Here is a 22,126-nt window from a genome sequence, read left to right on the forward strand (position 1 = left end):
GTAATTTGGCCTAATTTTCATTTTTCAAACCAATCTTATGAGCGAAGTACTCCATCACGAGCAAATCCAGAAAAAGATCACCCGAATGGCTTTTGAAATCTACGAGCGGAATCTCTATTCCTCAGGATTGATTTTTGCCGGAATATCAGGCATGGGGCAGCAACTTTCCCGGTTACTTTCCCAAGAGCTCCGAAAAATCTCTGACTTGAAAATCGAAGAAATCGAAGTTAAATTGGATAAAAGCAATGTGGCAAATTCAGATATTGAACTGTCTCAAGAGCTGGATTTGAAAGGTAAAAACCTCATCTTGGTAGACGATGTCCTGAATACCGGGAAAACAATCGTCTATGCGATGAAGCCTTTTTTGGAAGAAGAGCTCAGTAAAATGGAATTGGCTGTTTTGGTCAATCGTGCCCATGGACTTTTTCCTGTTCGGCCGGATTATACGGGCTATGAGCTTTCGACGACGCTCAATGAGCACATCAAAGTTGACCTTTCCGGAGATCGCTATTCTGTTCACCTTCACTAAAAACTATGTCAGTTCACTCCTCTGCCTCCATCAAGCGGATCACCACGCATATTCTCCAGGAAATGAAAGATCGTGGAGAAAAGATTTCCATGCTTACGGCCTATGATTTTTCCATGGCAAAAATCGTTGATGCCGCGGGCATCGATATCATTCTGGTTGGCGACTCGGCTTCCAATGTCATGGCAGGACACGAAACCACCTTGCCCATCACTTTGGATCAGATGATCTATCATGCCTCTGCGGTGGTCCGAGCGGTGAAGCGTGCTTTTGTGGTCGTGGATATTCCTTTTGGCAACTATCAGGGAAATAGCTCCGAGGCTTTGCGATCGGCGATTCGAATCATGAAAGAATCCGGTGCCCATGCCGTAAAAGTAGAAGGCGGATCAGAGATCAAAGAGTCGGTCAGTCGGATTTTGACAGCCGGAGTGCCGGTAATGGGGCATTTGGGATTGACTCCCCAGTCGATTTATAAATTCGGTACTTACACTGTAAGAGCTAAAGAGGAGGCCGAAGCGCAGAAACTTTTGGAAGATGCCCAAATGCTCGAGGCCTGTGGTTGCTTTGCGATCGTATTGGAGAAAATCCCAGCTTCCTTAGCCAAAAAAGTATCTGAGCATGTCAAGATTCCGGTGATCGGAATCGGGGCGGGAGCAGATGTGGATGGGCAGGTATTGGTAATGCATGATATGTTGGGGATTACCCAGGAATTCAAACCTCGATTTCTCAGACAATACGCCGATCTGCAGCAGACGATGACAGATGCCTTTAAAAACTACATCAAAGATGTCAAAAGCCGGGATTTCCCGAATGAATCGGAAAGCTATTGATTGAGAGAATTATCCAAAAAAAGAGGCTGTCTCAAAAGTGAGGTTTGTCACATTGAGCGCCTGCCTCGCCGGCAAAGGCAGGAAGGCGAAATGTGGGCCAGAACGATAGAAATGGCCTTCGACTCCGCTCAGGCTGAACTTATAGTGATTTATGAGACAGCCTCTTTTCGCTTTAGACTTTCTCGACTTCTTTTACTTTTTCTTTCACCCGCAAGACAAAGTCACTCAACACATTCATGTAATTGATAAAGGCATCGTAAGGGGTGTCGTAGGGGCTGAAGTATTCGTGAACTGAGCCATCGGAAAAGAACTTGGTACACATGTAATAAAAGTGATCCGAGGTCTGCAAGTATTTCCAGTCTCGTTGAATATCGGGATCATTGATTTTTTTGACTTGATCTTCCAATTCATAAAGGCGGTCAAAAGCCTCATCTTGTAGATCATTTCCCAGCCAAGCAGTCAAATCCCGCTCTTCGTCCGCCCAGGAAATCGGGGTTGGTACATGAATCGCTCCCACCGGAGACACTTGGGAAATAATCTCAGATGGAGTGGAAAAGCTAAAGTCTGAATGCTTAAATACCGATTCCGGCAGCGCCCGCATAAACTCAAAAATCCCGGTTTCGGCCCACTGATGCTCACCAAAAGTTTCATAATCCATGAAAAGATTCAAGGTTTGTTCTTCCTTTGGAATAGCATTGATCCAATTGATAAATTTATCTGTGGTGAGCGGGTAATCCTCCCAGGTTTTGTTGCTGAACCGGAAGGCAATGTCATCGGAAAGCCTGAAGTTTTTGAGCAGGACTTTCAATTTAGGATTAAGGGAATTGTGATAGACATAATTGGGGCTTTTCCAACCCAATATATGCTTGGCTCCTTCGGTTAAAATCGCTTCGTATCCCATGTCAGCCACCATTTCTCCGATTTTGTCTGAGTAAATTAGTTCGGTGTTTCGAAAGACTTTTGGCGTGTAGCCATTAAAAAGTCTACTGATTTTTTCCTGATGCTTTTGGACCATATCGGTAAACTCGGCTTTGCTTTTCAGCGAAGCCAAAGCATGTCCGTAGGTTTCATTGAGCAATTCTACCTGTCCTGTCGCAACCAGTCGCTGAAAACTTTCCAATACATCCGGAGCATAGGCTTCCATCTGATCTAGAAAAGTCCCCGAGAGCGAAAAGGTTACCTTGAACTTTCCTTGATACCGTTGGATCAATTCCAGCAAAAGTGCATTCATCGGGAGATAACATTTCTGGGCTACCTTTCGAATGATCGTTCGGTTACTGAAGTCATCCCAGTAATAATGATCTTCCCCGATGTCAAAAAAGCGATAAGGTTTGATTCGGTAGGGTTGATGAACCTGAAAGTAAAAGCAGATCGTTCTCATGGTCTTGTGGATAAAGTTTTTTCGTAAACAGTGACTAATTTGGCAGCGACATGCTCCCATTTTAGTTTTTTAAGTTCTTGGCTTCCCAGTTCTTTAAACATCTGGGAGATTCCTTTGTAATGGAGCAGTGCGAAAATAGCATCCGCCATCGCATCAATGTCCCAAAAGTCCACCTTGATGGCATTAATAAGAACTTCGGCAACTCCTGACTGCTTAGAGATGATGACGGGTGTATTATGCCTGACGGCTTCTAGAGGTGATATTCCAAACGGCTCAGAAACAGAGGGCATGACATACACATCGGAAATCGCATACATGTGATCTACATCGTCGCCTTTTAAGAATCCGGTAAAGTGAAACCTCGAGGCCATGCGAAGTTCGGCAACCCGATCAATCATCCGATTGAGTAAATCCCCAGAACCAGCCATCACAAATCGGACATTAGGGTCTCGGTCCAATACTTTCTTTGCTGCTTCGACAAAGTATTCCGGGCCTTTTTGGAAGGTAATTCTACCTAAGAAGGTCACGATTTTTTCAGGGACCTTTTTCTCGTATTTCGACTTGATGATGCTCGCATCCAAGACTGCATTGTGGAGGACACTGACTTTCTCGGCAGGTATTCCGTATCTTTTAACGATGGTATTTTTGGTCAGTTGGCTGACAGCCAAAATATGGTCAGCAGCATGCATTCCTGCCCGCTCGATATCATAAACGGGCTTGTTGACTGATTCACCGGATCGGTCGTATTCGGTAGCATGGACATGGGCGATGAGGGGCTTTCCGCTGATTTCTTTGGCCGCAATTCCGGCAGGGAAAGACAACCAATCATGTGCATGGATAATTTCAAAATCACTTCGATCTCTGGCGATTTGGGCTCCAGTCAATGCATATCGGCTGACTTCTTCCATGAGATTTTTCCCGTATTTACCGCTGAACTCGTATTTGGTCGTAAAGATCGATTCATCCACGTCGGTACGGTCGTGGATGGCATAATCGGTAAATTTTTGGTATTCCTCCGGTCCCAGATAAGGGACCAAAAAGCTACTCACTTCCAGGTAAGTCAGGTTTTTCCAGATTTTTTTGAATTTCCGCTCGCGGTAATCGATGCTGATATCACTGGCATTGACAAAATCCGCCAAAGGCTCTTCATCCCCCCATAGTTTTGGGACCACAAAAATGATGTCCTGATTATGATAGGCCAAGCCTTTGACCAGACCATAGCAGGCCGTGCCTAATCCTCCTGAAATATGTGGGGGAAATTCCCACCCAAACATTAATACTTTCATAAAAATCTATTTAATTCTGTTGACCAACTCCATCATCCGCAATAGTTCTGCAATACTCCAAGCTTGAGAAACCGCGCCTTTGGGTCGGTGAGGAGGATCTCCGTCATAGATTTCCGCGACAGTTCCGACGCCATATTGGGTCATCACTCCATCAAATCCCTGGATGATCTTATTGATGAAATTCAAGGAAGATTTTCCGTGAATTTTAATATATGCTTCTACAAAATGGCCCAAAGGCCAAACCCAGACCGTACCGTTATGATAGGCTTGATCCCGGCTGATTTGATCTCCAAAGTAATATCCCTTGTACGCCGGATCATCCGGAGCCAAGGTCCGTAATCCACGAGTGGTCAGTAAATTGGATTTGACAATTTCTAAAATTTGATCACACTGAGACTCTGTCAGCATGCTGTAAGGTAGGGAGGTCGCAAAGACCATGTTGGGACGAACCATCCAATCTTTTTCCCCATCATTAACCACATCTGCCAAATAACCCATTTCTTCATCCCAGAAAACTTCTAGAAAGCTTTCTTTGACTTTTTCGGCCAGTTTTTTAATCTCTTCGTCTCCAGTCAATTCATGGTAAAAGCAAAGGGCATTGTACCAGAGTGCTTGAATTTCTACCGGGCAGCCTATTCTGGGAGTGACCGGTCCATCGGGTGTCACCGCATCCATCCAAGTCAGTGCCAGATCCTCTTGGCCACCATAGATCAGCCCATTTTCCAACATGTGTATATTGAAGTCAGTGCCGGCTTTATAGCCATCGATAATACCTTTGAGTTTGTCTAGGTATCGTTTTTTGACCGTCTTGACATCTCCAGTATAGGTGATGTATTTCTGAAGGGACCAGAAAAACCAAAGCGGGGCATCCATGGAGTTCATGTTGGCATAGTCTCCGCTTCCCACATTGGGGAAAAGGGGCCCTTGCAAATCCCGGGACATGGTATCCATGATCTCTAAAAAAGTCTCATTATCTCCTCGGGCTAAAGTCAAGCCTGGAGCGGCGATAAAGGTGTCTCTTCCCCACCAGCCAAACCAAGGATAGCCGGCAATAATTCGGGTGTCTCCGTTTCGCTTGCGGATAAATTGGGTGGCTGAATTTCTCAGGCAATTCTCAAAATTGCTTCGGGGGATTCTTCGGGCAATTTCCTTTTCAAAGGCTCGCTGTCGGGTACTGGGATCGGCTTCTGTCAGCCCTGCGGAGAAAATAACCGACTCTCCTTTTTCGATATCAAATTCAAAATATCCGGGCACATACAAATCCTCCTGATAGTCATATCCTCGCTCACGCTCTAAAATGTACTCCACATTGTTGTACCAGTTAGGCTCGAATTTGAATTTATTTTTCTTCGAAAGCTGTAAAAATAGCGGATCATAAACCGGGTAAAGCCTAAACTGTACGCCGTTGGGGACTTTTTCAAAATCCTTGTTGATGTCTGAGTTTTCCTTGCACAAGGTATGATATCCGCGAAAAGCCAAAAATGGCTGGATCCGGATTTTGGTAGGAGAGTGGGCTTCCAAAAGCGTATATCGAATCATTACTCGATCCCGGTTGGTGTCCAGAATGATTTCTTTTTGAAGGACCACACCTCCGACACGATAAGTGAGCTTAGGGATGGGTTCGGAATCAAAATCTTCTAGGTATTTATGGCCTCTCGGTGAATAGTTGCCGGGATATTTGCTGATGCCGAGATTGAAGCTGGCTCCATGCTGGATGACCGTCTCATGGACTGTCGATAGAAAGACGTGGTTTTGGGAATCGATTTGTGGCTGAGGAGCCACGAGCAAACCATGGTATTTTCGGGTGTTACAGCCGATGATGGTCGTGCTGGTATAGGCTCCGGACCGATTGGTACGGATAATTTCCCGATCTAGCGAATAGTTCAGGTTGACAAGCTGCGTTTTGTCAAAATGGATGTAACTCATAGGGTAAAAATTGTATTCCGTTAAAATAGAATATTGAACTGATAGAAAAAATGAATTGGCAAAAAATAAAGGTTATGTTTCCATAACCTTTCGAATTTGTACTGTTTTTAAGAATGAATTGCTTCTTTTTGGATTTCTTCAAAAATCCGAAGTGACTCTTCAAACTTGACCATGTAGCTTTTCACCTGATGGATATTCACCGGCTTGACCACAGGGAATTTTGGTGAGGATTTGAACAAAGTAAACATCACAAGTTGGTTTAGTTTGGTCTGAATTTGTCAAATGTTGTGCCAAGCACACCGTTATTTAAAGCAAAAACCCCTCAATTGGAGGGGTTTGGGGTGAAAGACCGGGTTCGAACCGGCGACCTCTGGTGCCACAAACCAGCGCTCTAACCAGCTGAGCTACAATCACCATTTATTCTTCTTGAGAACTCCTTTCTCAATCGGTTGGCAAAGGTAAGTAGAATGAAATTTAACTCCAAGATTGCTTTTAAATATTTGTAAGAAATGTGAGCCGTTCTCCTTTTTTAGATTCATCAAACTGTCCGTTTTCATACGCTAAGTGTCCAGAGACGATCGTATGGGTGACTTTGGATTGAAATTGATGTCCTTCGAAAGGAGACCAACCGCATTTTGCCAAGATATTTTCCTTATTTACGGTCCAGGGATCGTTCAGGTCCACCAGCACTAAATCCGCAAAATATCCTTCCCGGATATAGCCTCTTTCTTCCATTCGGAACAGTTTGGCCACGTTGTGCGACATTTTGTCAGCGATGCGCTCTAGGCTGATTTTGCCTTGATGATAGAAATCCAACATCGCGACCAAGGAATGCTGAATCAGCGGTCCTCCTGAAGGAGCCTTAGTGTAAACCTGTGATTTTTCCTCTAGTGTATGCGGAGCATGATCCGTAGCAATCACGTCGATCCGGTCATCAAGCATGGCTTGGAAAATCTGATCCCGGTCTTGGGCAGTTTTTACTGCAGGGTTCCATTTAATCAGGTTGCCTTTGGTATCGTAATCTTCCTCGCAAAACCACAGGTGATGAATGCAGGCCTCGGCAGTGATTTTCTTTTCCTCCAAAGGAATACCATTGTCAAATAGACTTAATTCTTTGGCTGTACTGATATGAAGAATGTGCAGTCGAGTTCCGTATTTTTTGGCCATGGCCACCGCTCGACTTGAGGCATCGTAGCAGGCTTCCTCTGATCGGATTTTGTGATGAAATTTTACCGGAATATCCTCCCCGTATTTGGCTTTGTATTCGGCTAAATTGGTGGCGATGATGTGATCATTTTCGGAGTGAATGGCTAGAAGTCCTTTGTAATGCTTAAATATTCCTTCCAGCGATTCGATATTGTCCACAACCATATTTCCTGTGGAGGAACCCTGAAACACCTTCAAACCGCAGACATTTCTGAGATCCAGTTTGAGGATTTGTTCCAAGTTGTCATTGGTGCCTCCGAAGAAAAAGGAATAGTTGGCCAGAGAAACTTCCTTTGCGCGAGCATATTTTTCTTCCAAAAGTGGAATGGTCACCGCTTGAGGAACGGTATTCGGCATTTCCATGTAGGAGGTCACTCCGCCGGCAACCCCGGCTTTGGCTTCCGTATAGATTTCGCCTTTGTGCGTCAGTCCGGGCTCTCTGAAATGTACCTGATCATCGATCAATCCGGGAAAGAGGTATTTGCCCTCGGCATTGATGTGTTTTTCGGCAGATTCCTTGGCTAGGTTTTCTCCGATTTTGGCGATCCTTCCATTTTGAACTAACACATCCCCCCGAAAGATCCGGCCTTCATTGACTATATTTGCATCGGTGATCAGAATACTTTTCATCATATCTCAGTAATATTTTCCCAAAAATACGGAATCATGGCCAATCAGGCAGAAGGATTTGACACTTTTAAATTAAATAAGCAATTGCTCAATGCGATAGCAGAGGCAGGCTATCAGCATCCGACTGGAGTGCAGGAAAAGGCGATTCCCCTGGCTTTGGCAGGTCATGACGTATTGGGGATCGCACAGACGGGAACAGGAAAAACTGCCGCTTATGTGTTACCGATTTTGATGAAGGTAAAATACGCGCAGGGGACTTGGCCGAGGGCTTTGGTACTGGCGCCAACCCGCGAACTGGTCATGCAGATCGAGGAGGTTTTTCATCAGCTTGGAAAATATACAGACTTGAGGATCGTGTCGCTTTATGGCGGGATAGGCCCCAAAACTCAGATCGAACAAGTGACAGCCGGGGTGGACATTATCATTTCTACGCCTGGGCGTTTTCTGGATTTGTATAAAAAAGGGGTGATCCTTACCAAGGAACTCAAAACCATGGTGCTCGACGAAGCGGACAAAATGATGGATATGGGGTTTATGCCTCAAATCCGATCCGTATTGGAAGTAATTCCAGTCAAGCGCCAAAACTTGCTTTTTTCGGCCACCTTTGCCCCTCGGGTGGATGGTTTGGCGGCTGAGTTTTTGGAGTTTCCCGAGCGGGTGGAAGTGACACCTTCTGCGACTACCGCGGAGACCATTGCCCAAGTCAAGTATTTTGTGCCCAACATGCGGACGAAAATTAACCTGCTGGAACACTTGCTCGAAAATGAGGAAATCAACCGGGCGATTATTTTTACCCGAAGCCGGAAAAATGCCGAGGAGGTTTCCAATTTTCTCATGAGAAAAAAAGTAGGGGAAGTGCGGGTGATTCACGCCAACAAAGGTCAAAATACCCGGATCAATTCCATGGAGGATTTTAAGGCAGGGGAAGTACGGATTTTGGTGGCGACTGATGTGGCTTCCCGTGGATTGGATGTGACGATGGTTTCCCATGTGATCAATTTTGACGTGCCGCTGATTTATGAGGATTATGTTCACCGGATCGGCCGAACGGGTCGGGCAGAGCATGAAGGAAAGGCGATTACCTTTATCAATCCTGCTGAAGTATGGCATTTTGAAAAAATCGAAGCATTGATTCGAATGGATGTTCCTGAGTTGGGTATTCCCCAGCCGGTGACGATTACGGAGACGCCTTTCGGCGAAAAGCAGATCTATGCCCGTGAATTGGATAAGTTAAAACAAAAGGAAAATCCGGACTACAAAGGGGCCTTTCATGAGAAGAAAGCCAAACCTAAGCGAAATATCGGGAAGGGAGAAAAAGTCAAAGCCAAGAAATCAGGCACCAAGAAAAACCGGAATCAGTTGAAGACGAAAAATCGGAAGAATTAGAAAAAAAAAGGCCCTGAATGCTCAGAGCCTTTATTCTTTCATGTCTTATCGTTCTCCTCGGGTATTGGTTCCATCTACCCGAGTTCTGTTTTCTCGGTTGGCCAGATCCCAAGCCGTATGGAAAATTAAATGTGCCCGCTTGGTCATCAGCGGAAATTCGATCTTGTCCACGGTATCGGTCACCTGATGGTAATCGTCATGTACTCCATTGAAGAAGAAGATGACAGGGATATCAAATTTTGCGAAGTTGTAATGATCGGATCGGTAGTAAAATCGATTAGGATCATCTTCTGCATCGTAGCGATAGTCTAAGATCAAATCGGTATAGGTGATGTTGTTGTACTCATTGATTTTTTTCAAATCCGTAGATAGCATCTCCGAGCCGATCACGTAAACATAGTCTTTGTTTTCTGCCTCTTGGTATTCATAGTCAATACGACCTACCATGTCGATGTTGATGTTGTTCACCGTATTGGCGATGGGGAATATTGGATTTTCGGAATAGTGCTGAGAGCCCAAAAGTCCTTTTTCTTCACCGGTTACATTGAGAAACAAAATGGATCGTCGAGGTCGATTCCCTTCTTTGGCCGCGGTGGCAAATGCTTCGGCAATTTCCATCACAGAGACTGTCCCGGAGCCATCATCATCGGCCCCATTGAACACTTCCCCAGTAGAGCTCACCCCTACGTGATCGTAGTGCGAAGAAATGACCAAAACTTCGTCTTTTTTATCTGTTCCTTCGAGATAACCCAGCACGTTGTAAGCCTCAAGTTCAGTTTTTGATTTCACTACCTGATAGGTTGCTTTTTGAGACTTGATGGACTCAGGGTTAGATTTTGCTGCTTCTTTCAGCTCTTCGACCGAGGTACCGAAAAGTTCGCCCATTTTATCAGAACTCACCATAAAAATGGGTCTTTGGCTAGTAGGGCTATCGAAACCTACCCGGCCACGACCCGAAAGGGTTTTGTATCGATTGGCAATCCGGTCAAAATTAGCCTGTCCTTCCATGCTGACGATCACTACCCCAGCTGCTCCGGCACCCATTACAGCATTCAGAAGATTATTGCTGCGTTCGCCCACCGCCCAAATACCGACAAGTTTGTCAGTCACATCTACTTTGGCTAGGTTTTCGTCATTGACTAATCCTAAGAACACCAAGTCAGTTTTGGCTTTCTTTTTCATGTCTCCGTCTCCTGTAAAGACAAAGTCTTCATTCTGCACCAGTTTGTTTCTGCCTATCTGCAGACTCACTTCCTCAAATTTAGAGCTAACCAAAGGTACCTGCTGAAAGTAGCTCCCATCCACCGGGCCGGTGAGTCCCAGTTCTTTGTAAAAATCTGCTAAATAATTCGCGGCAATCAAACCCTCTGGGGAGCCGGTATCCCGCCCTTTCATTTCGTCAGAAGCCAAGAAAGTAAGGTGCTCTTCCAAGTCGTCCGCCGTGATGGTATTGGCGTATTTTACCTGCACCGGATTCTGTGCAAGAGCGCTGAGGGAAAGTCCCAAAGCCATCGCTCCTGTCAATACAAATCGTTTTTTCATAGATTAATTTTTATTTTGATCGCTAAGCTATACATTTTTTTATCCCAGCCATAAACCGTTTACAGGAAAGGAGTGTTGAGAGGTTGAAATTGTAGGGGTTAAGGGAAAATTATGTTTCAATTAATTGTACCTTTGCCGCCAGAAATCACTAGGATTCCTAACCCAAATAGTCATTACCGCTTCCAAAAAAATCGTATGAAGATTAACCTTTCGAATGCTGTCAAATTTGAGAGCAGACACAATGGCCCGACTGAGGCAGAGATTGCAGAGATGTTGGAGAAAATCGGCGCCAGTTCATTGGATGAATTAATCAACCAGACCGTCCCCGAATCCATACAATTAACTCGACCCTTGGACCTTCCAAAGGCCCAACTGGAGTCTGAGTTTATCAGCAGTTTTAAAAAACTGGCTGCTAAAAACAAAGTATTTAAGTCATTTATCGGGCAGGGCTACTACGATACGATTGTTCCGGGTGTGGTTTTGAGAAATGTGCTGGAAAATCCAGGATGGTATACCGCCTACACTCCTTATCAGGCGGAGATCGCTCAGGGAAGACTGGAAGCGCTGATTAATTTCCAGACGGTGGTCATGGAGTTGACTGGAATGGAGCTCGCCAATGCTTCATTACTGGATGAAGGGACAGCTGCTGCGGAAGCGATGACCATGCTTCATGCGGTCAAGCCAAGAGAGAAAAAGAATGCCAATAAATTTTTTGTAGATCATAAGATTTTTCCTCAGACGAAAGCCTTGCTTGAAACCAGAGCTGAGCCGGTGGGTATCGAATTGGTTTTTGGTTCAATCGCTGAGCTGGATGTTACTGACCCTGAACTTTACGGTATTTTGTTCCAATACCCGGATGCAGACGGCGCGGTAAGAGATTACTCAGCTATCGTGGCTGCGGCCAAAGAAAATAAGGTACTGACGGCTTTTGCTTCAGATCTCTTGGCATTGACTTTATTGACCCCTCCGGGAGAAATGGGAGCGGATGTAGTGGTAGGTTCTGCACAGCGATTTGGTGTGCCCATGGGATACGGTGGACCACATGCAGGTTTCTTTGCTACCAAAGAAGATTTCAAAAGACAAATTCCGGGAAGAATCATCGGAGTATCCATCGACCGAGCTGGAAACAAAGCTTACAGAATGGCCCTTCAAACCCGGGAGCAGCATATCAAGCGGGAAAAGGCCACTTCCAATATTTGTACAGCACAGGTTTTGTTGGCGGTGATGTCCTCTTTCTATGCAGTCTATCACGGTCCCAAAGGCTTGAAAGATATCGCGTTGAGAACCCATGGCTTGGCTAAGTTGACTGCACAAGCACTCAAAAAAGTAGGTTTGGAAGTTGCAGGACAGGATTTCTTCGATACCATTCAAATCAAAATGAATGAGGTTTCCCGTGAGCGAATCCGAGGATTGGCTTTGGGAGCGGAGATGAATTTCCGCTATGAAAGTGAGTCAGTTTTCATCACCTTCGACGAAACCAAAACCTTGGCCGACGTCGAACAGATTGTATCTATTTTTGCAACTGAAGAAGGAAAACATACCCTCAATCTCGATGAATTGGTCCAAAACCTGGAGCTTTCATTTCCTGAATCTTTGGCTCGAACCTCTGACTATTTGACCCATCCGGTATTCAACAACTACCATTCCGAGCATGAGATGCTTCGGTATATCAAGCGATTGGAAAACAAGGATCTTTCGTTGGTACATTCCATGATTTCCTTGGGTAGCTGTACCATGAAATTGAACGCTACTGCCGAAATGATCCCGGTGACTTGGCCTGAATTTGGACAGATTCACCCCTTTGCTCCGATGGATCAGGCCTTGGGTTATCAGGAGTTGTTCACAAATTTGAGAACCTGGTTGACAGAAATTACCGGTTTTGCCGATACTTCCTTACAGCCTAATTCAGGTGCGCAGGGAGAATATGCTGGGTTGATGGTGATCCGGGCTTATCACATTAACCGTGGGGAAGGACATCGAAATGTAGCTTTGATTCCCACTTCCGCTCACGGAACCAATCCTGCATCTGCTGTGATGGCAGGGATGAAAGTGGTTTTGGTTAAGTGTGACGAAAAAGGAAATATTGATGTGGCTGACTTGAAAGAAAAAGCTGAGGCAAACTCGGAAAACCTTTCCGCTTTGATGGTCACTTATCCATCCACACATGGGGTATTTGAGGAGGCTATTCAGGAAATCTGTGAAATCATTCATCAGCATGGAGGTCAAGTTTACATGGATGGCGCCAACATGAATGCGCAGGTAGGTTTGACTTCTCCGGGAAGAATCGGAGCAGACGTTTGTCATTTGAATTTACATAAGACCTTCTGCATCCCTCACGGGGGAGGTGGACCGGGTATGGGACCAATTTGCGTAGCCGCTCATTTGGTGCCTTTCCTTCCTGGAAATCCTTTGGTGAAAACCGGTGGAACTCAAGCCGTATCTTCCATCTCAGCAGCTCCTTATGGCAGTGCGAGTATTTTGCCGATTTCCTATGCCTATATCGCGATGATGGGCGGAGATGGCTTGACGAATGCTACCAAAATGGCGATTTTGAATGCCAACTATATCAAGGAGCGATTGGAAGGCCACTATCCGATTCTTTACATAGGAACGAAAGGGCGTGCAGCTCACGAGATGATTGTGGACTGCCGAGAATTCAAATCAGTGGGCGTGGAAGTGGAAGATATTGCTAAGCGACTGATGGATTATGGATTCCATGCGCCGACCGTATCCTTCCCAGTAGCCGGTACCATGATGATCGAGCCTACCGAGTCGGAAACTAAGGCTGAATTGGATCGATTCTGTGATGCCATGATTTCAATCCGTGAGGAAATTCGTGAAGTCGAAAACGGCGAAGCAGATAAGGAAAACAATGTGCTGAAAAATGCGCCGCATACTGCGCAGATGGTTTTGATCGGAGAATGGGATTTGCCTTACTCCAGAGAAAAAGCAGTTTATCCATTGAGCACGGTGAAAGAGAATAAATTTTGGCCGACTGTAAGAAGAATTGACTCCGCTTACGGAGACAGAAACTTGGTTTGTAGCTGTATCCCAGTGGAGGAATATGCCGATCAGGAAGAACTGGCTTAATTGGATTTAGATGAGAAAAGAGGTTAGTGGAAACGCTAACCTCTTTTTTTTTTTCAATCCCAAACTGTCTAAAATGATGGGTGAAATGTTTTTGGTGGAACTTCTCCCATTCCTCATGTGTCAAAAATCCAAATCGGGGATGAATCGATTTGAAATCGGGATTTTTCTCAAAAACCTCTTCATATTCTTGAATGCTTTGAATCAGTTTTGCTTTAGCCGTGTCCAAATCAGGAAATCGTAAATCTGATAATTCTCCCTTGGAATTTGGTGCTAAAACACCCTTTGGGAATTCCATATCGGTATAAATTAGCGCTTGCTTTTGCATCAGCTGTTTTTCATTCGGTTCAAATTCCGGAAGCTTGATTCTACCGCTCGATAGTTTCATGGTAAGGGTCAGATGCTCCACCATGTGCTGAGGAGTCATGATGCCGAATTGGGCGGGGGTATCGGGATTTAAATGGTTAAGTTGGGATTCTATCAACGAACTGTCCATATCCATTTCTTTAAAAGCTGAAGCTCTAAGATACAATTTTTGTTAAGAGCCATTGTAATTTCGATTTGCGGGCTGTTGAGGATTTTTTCTTTCCTTCCACTTATTTAATCCTTTTTCGATTTAGCCACCTATCGCACTAAATAAAAAAAGCATCTGAGAGACCCAGACGCTTTTTCCAATTGACGAACTCTAAAATTTAACTTCCGCACATTTCACAGTCATCCGGATTGTCCAGAGAGCATTGCACGGCTTCTTGTTTGGTTGATTTTGCGGCAGCTTCTTCAGCCTTGGCTTTTTCATCCTGAGGCTCAAAACCCGTCTTATCCAGCGTAAACTTGATCGCCGCAGCGGCAGCCTGAGACCTGAGGTAATACATGCCGGTTTTCAAGCCTTTCTTCCAGGCATAAAAGTGCATGGAAGTCAACTTGCCGAAGTTTGGATCCTGAAGGAAGACATTCATACTCTGAGACTGACAGATATAAGCTCCACGATCGGCCGCCATGTCGATGATGATTTTTTGAGAAATTTCCCAAACCGTCTTGTAAAGGTCCTTGATGTTTTGAGGGATTCCAGGGATATTTTGAACTGATCCATTGGTAGAGATCAATCGGTTACGCATGGTATCATTCCACATACCCAATTTGATCAGATCCCGCATCAAGTGCTTATTGACGACGATGAATTCACCGGACAAAGTTCTTCTCGTGTAAATATTGGAAGTATATGGCTCGAAGCATTCATTGTTTCCAAGGATCTGTGAAGTGGATGCAGTCGGCATTGGAGCGACTAGAAGCGAGTTCCTTAAGCCGTGCTTTTTCACATGCTCTTTCAATTCTGACCAGTTCCATCTTCCTGATTTGGGAGTGACTCCCCACATGTCAAACTGGAATTCTCCTTTTGATGCTGGCGAACCTTCATAAGTCTCGTAAGTACCTTCTACTTTCGCCAATTCCATGGAAGTTTCCATCGCTGCGTAATAGATGGTTTCGAAAATATCCTCGTTCAGACCCTTTGCTTCAGGAGAATCAAATGGCATTCGAAGCAAGATAAAGGCATCTGCCAAGCCCTGTACGCCAAGCCCGATGGGCCGGTGACGGAAATTGGATCGACGCGCTTCCTCTACCGGGTAGTAGTTGACATCGATGACCTTATTAAGGTTTTTCGTGGCTACTTTGGTGATTTCATATAGTTTCTGATGATCAAAGAACAATTTGCCATCAGGACCGGCGGTAACAAATTTTGGCAAGGCCAAAGACGCAAGGTTACACACTGCTACTTCGTCCGGAGCAGTGTACTCGATGATCTCGGTACACAGATTGGAGGATTTGATCGTTCCCAAGTTCTTCTGATTGGACTTTCCATTTGCCGCATCTTTGTAAAGCATGTAGGGAGTTCCGGTCTCGATTTGAGATTCCAATACTTCAAACCAAAGTTCCTGTGCTTTGATGGTCTCGCGCGCTTTTCCTTCGCGCTCGTATTTTTCGTATAGTCTTTCGAATTCTTCTCCGTGGCAATCCGAAAGGCCAGGGCACTCATTGGGACAGAAGAGAGACCAAGATTCATTTTGCTCCACCCGCTTCATAAACAAATCCGGGATCCAAAGGGCGTAGAACAAATCTCTGGCTCGCATTTCTTCTTTCCCGTGATTTCGTTTCAGCTCTAGGAAGTCCTTGATATCTGCATGCCAAGGTTCCAAGTAGATTGCAAATGATCCTTTTCTTTTTCCTCCGCCTTGATCTACGTAGCGAGCAGTCATGTCAAAGTTTCTCAGCATCGGCACAATACCGTTGGAGACTCCATTGGTGCCTTTGATGTAAGAGCCTTTGGCTCGAACGTGATGGATAGATAGACCGATGCCGCCTGCTGATTGAGAGATTTTCGCACATTGCTTTAGGGTATCATAAATCCCGTCGATGCTGTCATCTTTCATGGTCAAAAGGAAGCAGGATGAAAGTTGAGGTTTGGGTGTTCCTGCATTGAAAAGCGTAGGGGTTGCGTGCGTAAACCACTTTTCAGAAAGCAGGTTGTACGTTTCGATAACTGAATCGATATCCTCCTTGTGAATACCAACAGCCACACGCATCAGCATGTGCTGAGGTCGCTCCACTACTTTGCCATCCAAACGGATGAGATAGGATCGCTCTAAAGTTTTATAGCCAAAATAATCATAACCAAAATCTCGTTTGTAATCGATGGCCGAATCAAGTTTGGCTGCGTTCTTTTTGATGATTCCATAGACATCAGGATCAATCAATGCCGCGTTTCCACCGGTGATTGGGTTGACATAAGTGTACAACCGTTTCATCGTATTTGAAAAAGACTGGCTAGTAGTTTTATGCAGGTTGGAGATCGCAATACGCGCGGCAAGGACAGCATAATCCGGGTGCTTTACCGTGAGGGATGCGCAGACTTCCGCTGCCAGATTATCCAGCTCGGAAGTAGTCACTCCATCGTACAGTCCGTCGATTACTTTTTTGGCAACCTCTATCGGTTGGATGAATTTGGGATCAAGTTCATAGCAAAGGTTTTCGATCCGGGTTGTGATTTTATCAAACCGGACCGATTCGCGTCTTCCGTCTCTTTTTATTACTAGCATAGCTTAACGAATTTGGGTGGTTGTGTGGATTTATTATTAAAAGTCTTCCCCTAAAGAGAAGCGCTCGGAATCTGTGGCTGGTTCGGTGGATTTCATCACACCTGCTTTTTGGTAATCACCTACTCGCTTTTCGAAGAAATTGGTTTTTCCCTGGAGAGAAATCATATCCATAAAATCGAATGGATTGGTGCTGTTCCAGATTTTTTCGCAGTCTAGCTCCACCAAAAGACGATCGGCTACGAACTCAATGTATTGGCACATCAAGTCGGCATTCATTCCGATGAGTCTAACGGGAAGGGCATCGGTGACAAATTCTTTTTCGATCTCCACAGCATCTTTGATGATGGCGGTGACGGTTTCCTTGGGAAGTGGATTGACCACGTGTTTGGTGTAGAGGTGACAGGCAAAGTCGCAATGCAAGCCCTCGTCACGGGAAATCAATTCGTTGGAGAAAGTCAATCCCGGCATCAAGCCTCTCTTTTTCAACCAGAAAATAGAGCAGAAAGATCCGGAAAAGAAGATTCCTTCTACTGCGGCAAAAGCGATCAATCGCTCTTGGAAATTACCGTTGTCGATCCATCGAAGAGCCCAGTCGGCTTTTTTCTTTACGCAGTCAATATGCTCGATGGCATTGAGCAGTTTATCGCGCTCAGCGCCGTCTTTGATGTACGTGTCTATTAAAAGGCTGTAAGTTTCGGAGTGGATGTTTTCCATGGCAATCTGAAAGCCATAGAAAAATTTTGCCTCGGTGTACTGCACTTCAGATACAAAGTGCTCGGCGAGGTTTTCGTTTACGATCCCATCACTGGCTGCGAAAAAGGCAAGTACATGGGAAATGAAATGTCTTTCCCCATCATTGAGATTTTTCCAGTCCCGCATATCCTGGCCGAGGTCGATTTCCTCCGCAGTCCAAAAACTAGCTTCCGCCTTTTTATAATACTGCCAGATATCTGCATGCTGAATGGGGAATAAAACAAAGCGATTCTTGTTCTCTACTAAAATGGGTTCTTCTTGCATCGTTCTCTTTGGTTTATTTAATGTCTTTTTTTAATGATGTTGTTTTCAGGCTTCTAGCTTCAATAAAACTGGCCGGGGATAGCAAAGGCTGCCTTTTCAGAACAGCCTCTGAACAAATATGTGAACCAAAATCCAGAAAAAAAACCCCGAAAGGTAGAGAAATCACTAATTTTTGAACCTAATTCAAAAATGTATAACTACCTATTTTATAATTAGATATAATAACTTAATTCAATCAATAAATTAGCTGAAACAGTCATTTTAGGCGGGGTCAACTTTTTTGAGAAAAGTTGAAAAAACTTTTTTTACCTAAATTCAAGCTTAATTTTGAACGTCAGTCAAAAACTGAATCTCCGCTTTTCCTTAAATAAACAACTGAAAATCAGGGATGAAATACAGCGCTTTTCCAGATGGTCCTTGCTTATCAATCGGTTAAAATTTCAATATTTCATGAATCGGTTCTGATTTTAGCATGGGATTTCACCTGAAATCTGGCAAAAAACTGGTCTGAAATTTAAGCTCAATAGGACATAAACAGGGTCCATTCCTTCAAAAAATTTACATTTGAAAATCCATGGATCGGATAACCACCTGAAAAGGGCTTACTTAAGAGTAGGATAAATTTAATGCTCTGTTTTTTTCTTAAAAATCTCTTCCTTATATTTGCACTCCGATTTTGACAAAGAATCTATAAATAAACACATGTACGCAATTGTAAACATCGCTGGAAAGCAGTTCAAAGTAACAAAAGATCAGTTTGTCTATGCTCCCAAGCTAGACGCAGAAACTGGCGCTTCCGTGGAATTTGACCAAGTACTATTGGCTGAGGCTGATGGGAATGTGTCAGTAGGTGCACCTGTGCTCGAAGGTGCCAAGGTATCCGGCAAGGTGCTGGATCATTTAAAAGGTGACAAAGTGATTATCTTCAAAAAGAAGCGAAGAAAAGGCTACAAAAAGAAGAATGGTCACAGACAGGATTTCACTAAAATATTGATCGAAAATATTTCACTTTAAGTTTTCATTCAGAAAACCATAAACGAATAGAACCATGGCACACAAAAAAGGTGTAGGTAGCTCCAAAAACGGTAGAGAGTCGCATTCCAAAAGATTGGGTGTGAAGAAATTTGGCGGTGAGCAAGTGATCGCCGGAAATATCATTGTAAGACAAAGAGGCACAAAACATCATCCAGGGAACAATGTAGGGTTGGGCAAAGACCATACCTTGTTTGCATTGTCTGATGGAGTGGTGACTTTCAAAAAGAAAGTAGACGGTAAGTCTTATGTGAGTGTTTTGCCTGCTGAGGCTTAAACATTACTCCTAACATTGAAAGGGCGCTCGAAAGACCGCCCTTTTTTTTTGCGTGAATTCCAGAGGTTTTTACCTCAAATGTAATTTCAATTTTTATTCTGTGCAGTGTGATTGATATTGGCTAATATACATCCCAAATAATCCCACTAGCCATGAAACCATATATACCCATTCTCTTTTTCCTATTTTGTTTTGGTACTCTTGCCCAGGAAAAACCACTACAACTCGAAGACTACTCCCGCTGGTCTAGAATCATCTCCCCGGAAGTGTCCCCCGATGGTGATTGGTTTGCCTATGCTTTGCGGCCAAACGGAGGAGACGACACGCTTCATATTTTATCTGTCAAAAATCAACAAGTCGACAGAATCCCAAATGGGTTTTCCCCTACTTTTTCTGCTGAGGGTAATTACGTCGCCTACTTTACCAAGCCAGGAGAAGAAGAAGCCGATAAATTGAGAAAAGCCAAAAAGTCGGTCCCTCAATCGGCAACAGTAAAATCTCTCAGCGTAGATCATCAGTATGTCATCGAAAATGCGGATAGATTGGCGTTTTCCAATGATGGGGCCTACTGGGCTGTGCTCAAGGAGAAGGCAGAAGGAGCAAAAGGGGCGGATTTGATTCTATACAATTTAGGGAAAAAGCAGGCCATGTCAATCGGGAATGTATCCGATTTTGCCTTTAACCAGAAGAGCTCTCACTTGGCTTATACTGTCGATGCCGCTGACCAGGCAGGTAATGGTCTTTACCTTTTGGCTTTAGGCACCAAAAATACCACCCTGCTAGATGGGGACAAAGCGACTTATCAAAAGCTTACCTGGGATGATACTCAGGCAAAAAAAGAGGAGCGGAACGCAAAAGGAAACCAACTGGCGGTGCTCAAGGGAAACAAAGTAGATTCACTCTGGCAACAGTCCAATGAATTATTGGTTTTTTATGACCTTAATCGAGAACCTAAGCAAGCGAATCTTTCCATAGAATCATCTGGTTTTCCGGCTGATTTTGTCATCAGTGACAAAGGAGATTTGAGTTTTTCCGATGACGGGAGATCGATATTTTTTGGGATCAAGGAGCAGGAAGAGAAAATCAAAATGAGTAAGGACACCATTGCCAATGTAGATGTCTGGCATTGGAAAGATCCCTATATTCAATCGGTACAGATCGTTCGTGCAAATCGGGACAAGAATTTCACCTACACGTCAGTCTTTCATTTTCAGGATGGAAGTTTTAAGCAACTGTCCGATGAAAACATGCGGACGGTACTAGACTCCAAGCATCCAAACTATAGATTGGGCCGAGATGAAACTTCCTATCTCAATGATGTAAACTGGGGGATTTCTCCTGCCGATCTTTATCGTGTCGATATCAAAACAGCTGAGAAAAAGGTTATTGCAGCCGAAGTCAACCGGACTTTGGGTTATTCTCCTGACGGGCGATATTATTTGTACCAAAAGGATACTTCTCTCCTCGTGTATGATTTTGACAGAGATCAGACGACCGATATCTCTTCGAATGCTCCTATCGTCTTTATGAATTTGGAGCATCCATATCCCCATGAAAAGCCACCATTTGGTTTGGCAGGTTGGACCAAAGATGGAAACCATGTAATCGTTAATCATAAATATGATCTTTGGATGCTGGCCTTGGATGGATCTGAAGCCACAAATCTTACTAAAATCGGAGATCAGGAGGAAATCAGATTTCGACTGGTCAATCTCGATAGGGAAGAAGAATGGATCGATACCGAAAAGCCAATTCTGCTATCGGCTTATGGAGAATTGACCAAAAAAGAAGGATTTTATAATTTGGAACTGGGGAAAAATCCAAATCCTTTGGTCTATGAAGACATGAGCTTTGGTAATCCCATGAAGGCAGCAGAAAATTCAGGTCTGATATTTTTCACCAAACAGACCTTTGAAAAATTCCCAGACTACTATGTATCCTCTTCTGATTTTAAAAATCACATCAAACTAACTGATGCCAATCCGCAGCAGTCCGAATATGCATGGGGGAAGCGGAAGTTAGTAGAGTTTACGGATAGCCGGGGAAATAAATTACAGGGTACGATGACTCTTCCGGCAGGATATGAAGAAGGAAAAGCTTATCCGACTTTATTTTACTTTTATGAGAAAATGTCGGATCGACATCATCAATATTCCATGCCGGTGTATGACGACAGACCGCATTTCTCGACCTATGCGAGTAACGGATATCTGATTTTCATGCCTGATATTGTCTTCGAAGAAGGAAAGCCGGGAACGAGTTCCTTGGACGTGATCACATCGGCAGCCAAAGAACTGATCAAACTAGGCTATGCGGATGAGGAGCGAATTGGCTTGCAAGGTCATAGTTGGGGAGGATATCAAACTTCGTTTATTTTGACTCAAACCGATATGTTCCGCTGTATCGTGACCGGTGCACCTCCCACTAATTTGGAGAGCTTTTACAACAATATCTATGGAAGCTCGGGTACCGTTCACCATGGAATCATGGAGATTGGACAGGTTAGAATGGGACGAGGAGTCACGCCTTGGACACACCGGGAGATTTATCAGCGCGAAAACCCCATGCACCATGTGCCGAATATCAAGACACCATTTATGATTCTTCACGGCACCAAAGACGGGGCGGTGGATTGGTCTCAGGGCTTGGAGTTTTTCAACGCCGCCAGAAGAAATGGGAAAGAAGTTATTTTCTTATCTTACCCCAATGAAGGTCATCATCTCGCCAATGAAGCTAATCAAAAGGATTTCCAAAGAAGAATGAAGGCTTATTTCGATCATTATCTGATGGATAAGCCTGCGCCAGAATGGATGGTCGAGGGTATTCCTCATTTGGATAAATTATATGAAAAAGCCGATTGATTTTCATTAACAAAAAAACCGAATCGATTTTCAGCTGCCTAGGGAAG

The 22,126-nt window shown here is 44.3% G+C and carries 15 protein-coding genes, 1 tRNA gene and 1 pseudogene; 7 read left to right on the plus strand and 10 right to left on the minus strand.

Features of this window, described 5'->3' with window-relative positions:
- The first annotated feature begins 37 nt into the window (after positions 1 to 37).
- A complete protein-coding gene (locus BM043_RS12390; RefSeq protein ID WP_092792094.1) occupies positions 38 to 529 on the plus strand; it encodes a phosphoribosyltransferase family protein in 492 nt (163 codons plus the stop codon).
- A 5-nt stretch (positions 530 to 534) separates the two neighbouring features.
- Positions 535 to 1,356 (plus strand): 3-methyl-2-oxobutanoate hydroxymethyltransferase, encoded by an 822-nt coding sequence (gene panB, locus BM043_RS12395; RefSeq protein ID WP_092792095.1) that lies wholly within the window; start codon positions 535 to 537, stop codon positions 1,354 to 1,356.
- A 172-nt stretch (positions 1,357 to 1,528) separates the two neighbouring features.
- Here the strand turns inward: panB and BM043_RS12400 are convergent, their stop codons facing one another.
- From BM043_RS12400 to BM043_RS12420, 6 genes are all read right to left on the minus strand, one after another.
- Positions 1,529 to 2,737, minus strand: coding sequence for a glycoside hydrolase family 57 protein (locus BM043_RS12400; RefSeq protein ID WP_092792098.1), 1,209 nt, complete (start codon positions 2,735 to 2,737; stop codon positions 1,529 to 1,531).
- A complete protein-coding gene (locus BM043_RS12405; RefSeq protein WP_092792100.1) occupies positions 2,734 to 4,023 on the minus strand; it encodes a glycosyltransferase family 4 protein in 1,290 nt (429 codons plus the stop codon). The genes BM043_RS12400 and BM043_RS12405 overlap by 4 nt, the downstream gene beginning before the upstream one ends.
- Positions 4,024 to 4,029: 6 nt before the next feature.
- Positions 4,030 to 5,949 carry an amylo-alpha-1,6-glucosidase gene (locus BM043_RS12410; protein ID WP_092792103.1) on the minus strand — a complete coding sequence of 640 codons (1,920 nt, stop codon included), beginning with the start codon at positions 5,947 to 5,949 and terminating at the stop codon, positions 4,030 to 4,032.
- Positions 5,950 to 6,056: 107 nt separating this feature from the next.
- Complete coding sequence (locus BM043_RS19505; protein WP_177188473.1) at positions 6,057 to 6,197, minus strand: hypothetical protein; 141 nt, start codon at positions 6,195 to 6,197, stop codon at positions 6,057 to 6,059.
- A gap of 89 nt (positions 6,198 to 6,286) precedes the next feature.
- Positions 6,287 to 6,363 (minus strand) — tRNA-His (locus BM043_RS12415).
- 78 nt (positions 6,364 to 6,441) lie between these two features.
- Positions 6,442 to 7,785, minus strand: coding sequence for a dihydroorotase (locus BM043_RS12420; protein WP_092792187.1), 1,344 nt, complete (start codon positions 7,783 to 7,785; stop codon positions 6,442 to 6,444).
- Positions 7,786 to 7,821: 36 nt separating this feature from the next.
- Between BM043_RS12420 and BM043_RS12425 the strand changes: the two genes are divergently transcribed.
- Positions 7,822 to 9,171, plus strand: coding sequence for a DEAD/DEAH box helicase (locus BM043_RS12425; RefSeq protein WP_092792106.1), 1,350 nt, complete (start codon positions 7,822 to 7,824; stop codon positions 9,169 to 9,171).
- 45 nt (positions 9,172 to 9,216) lie between these two features.
- Here the strand turns inward: BM043_RS12425 and BM043_RS12430 are convergent, their stop codons facing one another.
- Positions 9,217 to 10,713: a M28 family metallopeptidase gene (locus BM043_RS12430; RefSeq protein WP_092792110.1), complete on the minus strand. Its 1,497-nt coding sequence runs from the start codon at positions 10,711 to 10,713 to the stop codon at positions 9,217 to 9,219.
- 195 nt (positions 10,714 to 10,908) lie between these two features.
- Between BM043_RS12430 and gcvP the strand changes: the two genes are divergently transcribed.
- Complete coding sequence (gcvP, locus tag BM043_RS12435) at positions 10,909 to 13,803, plus strand: aminomethyl-transferring glycine dehydrogenase (protein ID WP_092792188.1); 2,895 nt, start codon at positions 10,909 to 10,911, stop codon at positions 13,801 to 13,803.
- Positions 13,804 to 13,876: 73 nt separating this feature from the next.
- On the opposite strand, the pseudogene BM043_RS19875 reads toward gcvP, so the two are convergent.
- The 3 genes and pseudogenes from BM043_RS19875 to BM043_RS12450 form a co-directional block, all read right to left on the minus strand.
- A pseudogene (locus tag BM043_RS19875) lies at positions 13,877 to 14,302 on the minus strand (hypothetical protein); the annotation flags it as partial.
- Positions 14,303 to 14,492: 190 nt separating this feature from the next.
- A complete protein-coding gene (locus BM043_RS12445; RefSeq protein ID WP_092792114.1) occupies positions 14,493 to 16,892 on the minus strand; it encodes a ribonucleoside-diphosphate reductase subunit alpha in 2,400 nt (799 codons plus the stop codon).
- A 36-nt stretch (positions 16,893 to 16,928) separates the two neighbouring features.
- Positions 16,929 to 17,909: a ribonucleotide-diphosphate reductase subunit beta gene (locus tag BM043_RS12450; protein ID WP_092792116.1), complete on the minus strand. Its 981-nt coding sequence runs from the start codon at positions 17,907 to 17,909 to the stop codon at positions 16,929 to 16,931.
- A 702-nt stretch (positions 17,910 to 18,611) separates the two neighbouring features.
- On the opposite strand from BM043_RS12450, the gene rplU reads away from it, so the two are divergent.
- From rplU to BM043_RS12465, 3 genes are all read left to right on the plus strand, one after another.
- Positions 18,612 to 18,923 (plus strand): 50S ribosomal protein L21, encoded by a 312-nt coding sequence (rplU, locus tag BM043_RS12455; RefSeq protein ID WP_092792118.1) that lies wholly within the window; start codon positions 18,612 to 18,614, stop codon positions 18,921 to 18,923.
- Positions 18,924 to 18,957: 34 nt separating this feature from the next.
- On the plus strand, positions 18,958 to 19,218 hold the full coding sequence (gene rpmA, locus BM043_RS12460) for a 50S ribosomal protein L27 (protein WP_092792120.1): 261 nt from the start codon (positions 18,958 to 18,960) through the stop codon (positions 19,216 to 19,218).
- A 152-nt stretch (positions 19,219 to 19,370) separates the two neighbouring features.
- A complete protein-coding gene (locus tag BM043_RS12465) occupies positions 19,371 to 22,079 on the plus strand; it encodes a S9 family peptidase (RefSeq protein WP_092792122.1) in 2,709 nt (902 codons plus the stop codon).
- The last annotated feature ends 47 nt before the right edge of the window (positions 22,080 to 22,126 follow it).

This window comes from Algoriphagus hitonicola (assembly GCF_900113375.1).
In the GTDB taxonomy this organism is placed as follows: Bacteria; Bacteroidota; Bacteroidia; order Cytophagales; family Cyclobacteriaceae; genus Algoriphagus; species Algoriphagus hitonicola.

Excerpts from the sequence above, each read along its gene's own strand:
- BM043_RS12390 (WP_092792094.1), top strand. The coding sequence starts at position 38 with ATGAGCGAAGTACTCCATCACGAGCAAATCCAGAAAAAGATCACCCGA.
- panB (WP_092792095.1), top strand. The coding sequence starts at position 535 with ATGTCAGTTCACTCCTCTGCCTCCATCAAGCGGATCACCACGCATATT.
- BM043_RS12400 (WP_092792098.1), bottom strand. The coding sequence starts at position 2,737 with ATGAGAACGATCTGCTTTTACTTTCAGGTTCATCAACCCTACCGAATC.
- BM043_RS12405 (WP_092792100.1), bottom strand. The coding sequence starts at position 4,023 with ATGAAAGTATTAATGTTTGGGTGGGAATTTCCCCCACATATTTCAGGA.
- BM043_RS12410 (WP_092792103.1), bottom strand. The coding sequence starts at position 5,949 with ATGAGTTACATCCATTTTGACAAAACGCAGCTTGTCAACCTGAACTAT.
- BM043_RS19505 (WP_177188473.1), bottom strand. The coding sequence starts at position 6,197 with ATGTTTACTTTGTTCAAATCCTCACCAAAATTCCCTGTGGTCAAGCCG.
- BM043_RS12420 (WP_092792187.1), bottom strand. The coding sequence starts at position 7,785 with ATGAAAAGTATTCTGATCACCGATGCAAATATAGTCAATGAAGGCCGG.
- BM043_RS12425 (WP_092792106.1), top strand. The coding sequence starts at position 7,822 with ATGGCCAATCAGGCAGAAGGATTTGACACTTTTAAATTAAATAAGCAA.
- BM043_RS12430 (WP_092792110.1), bottom strand. The coding sequence starts at position 10,713 with ATGAAAAAACGATTTGTATTGACAGGAGCGATGGCTTTGGGACTTTCC.
- gcvP (WP_092792188.1), top strand. The coding sequence starts at position 10,909 with ATGAAGATTAACCTTTCGAATGCTGTCAAATTTGAGAGCAGACACAAT.
- BM043_RS12445 (WP_092792114.1), bottom strand. The coding sequence starts at position 16,892 with ATGCTAGTAATAAAAAGAGACGGAAGACGCGAATCGGTCCGGTTTGAT.
- BM043_RS12450 (WP_092792116.1), bottom strand. The coding sequence starts at position 17,909 with ATGCAAGAAGAACCCATTTTAGTAGAGAACAAGAATCGCTTTGTTTTA.
- rplU (WP_092792118.1), top strand. The coding sequence starts at position 18,612 with ATGTACGCAATTGTAAACATCGCTGGAAAGCAGTTCAAAGTAACAAAA.
- rpmA (WP_092792120.1), top strand. The coding sequence starts at position 18,958 with ATGGCACACAAAAAAGGTGTAGGTAGCTCCAAAAACGGTAGAGAGTCG.
- BM043_RS12465 (WP_092792122.1), top strand. The coding sequence starts at position 19,371 with ATGAAACCATATATACCCATTCTCTTTTTCCTATTTTGTTTTGGTACT.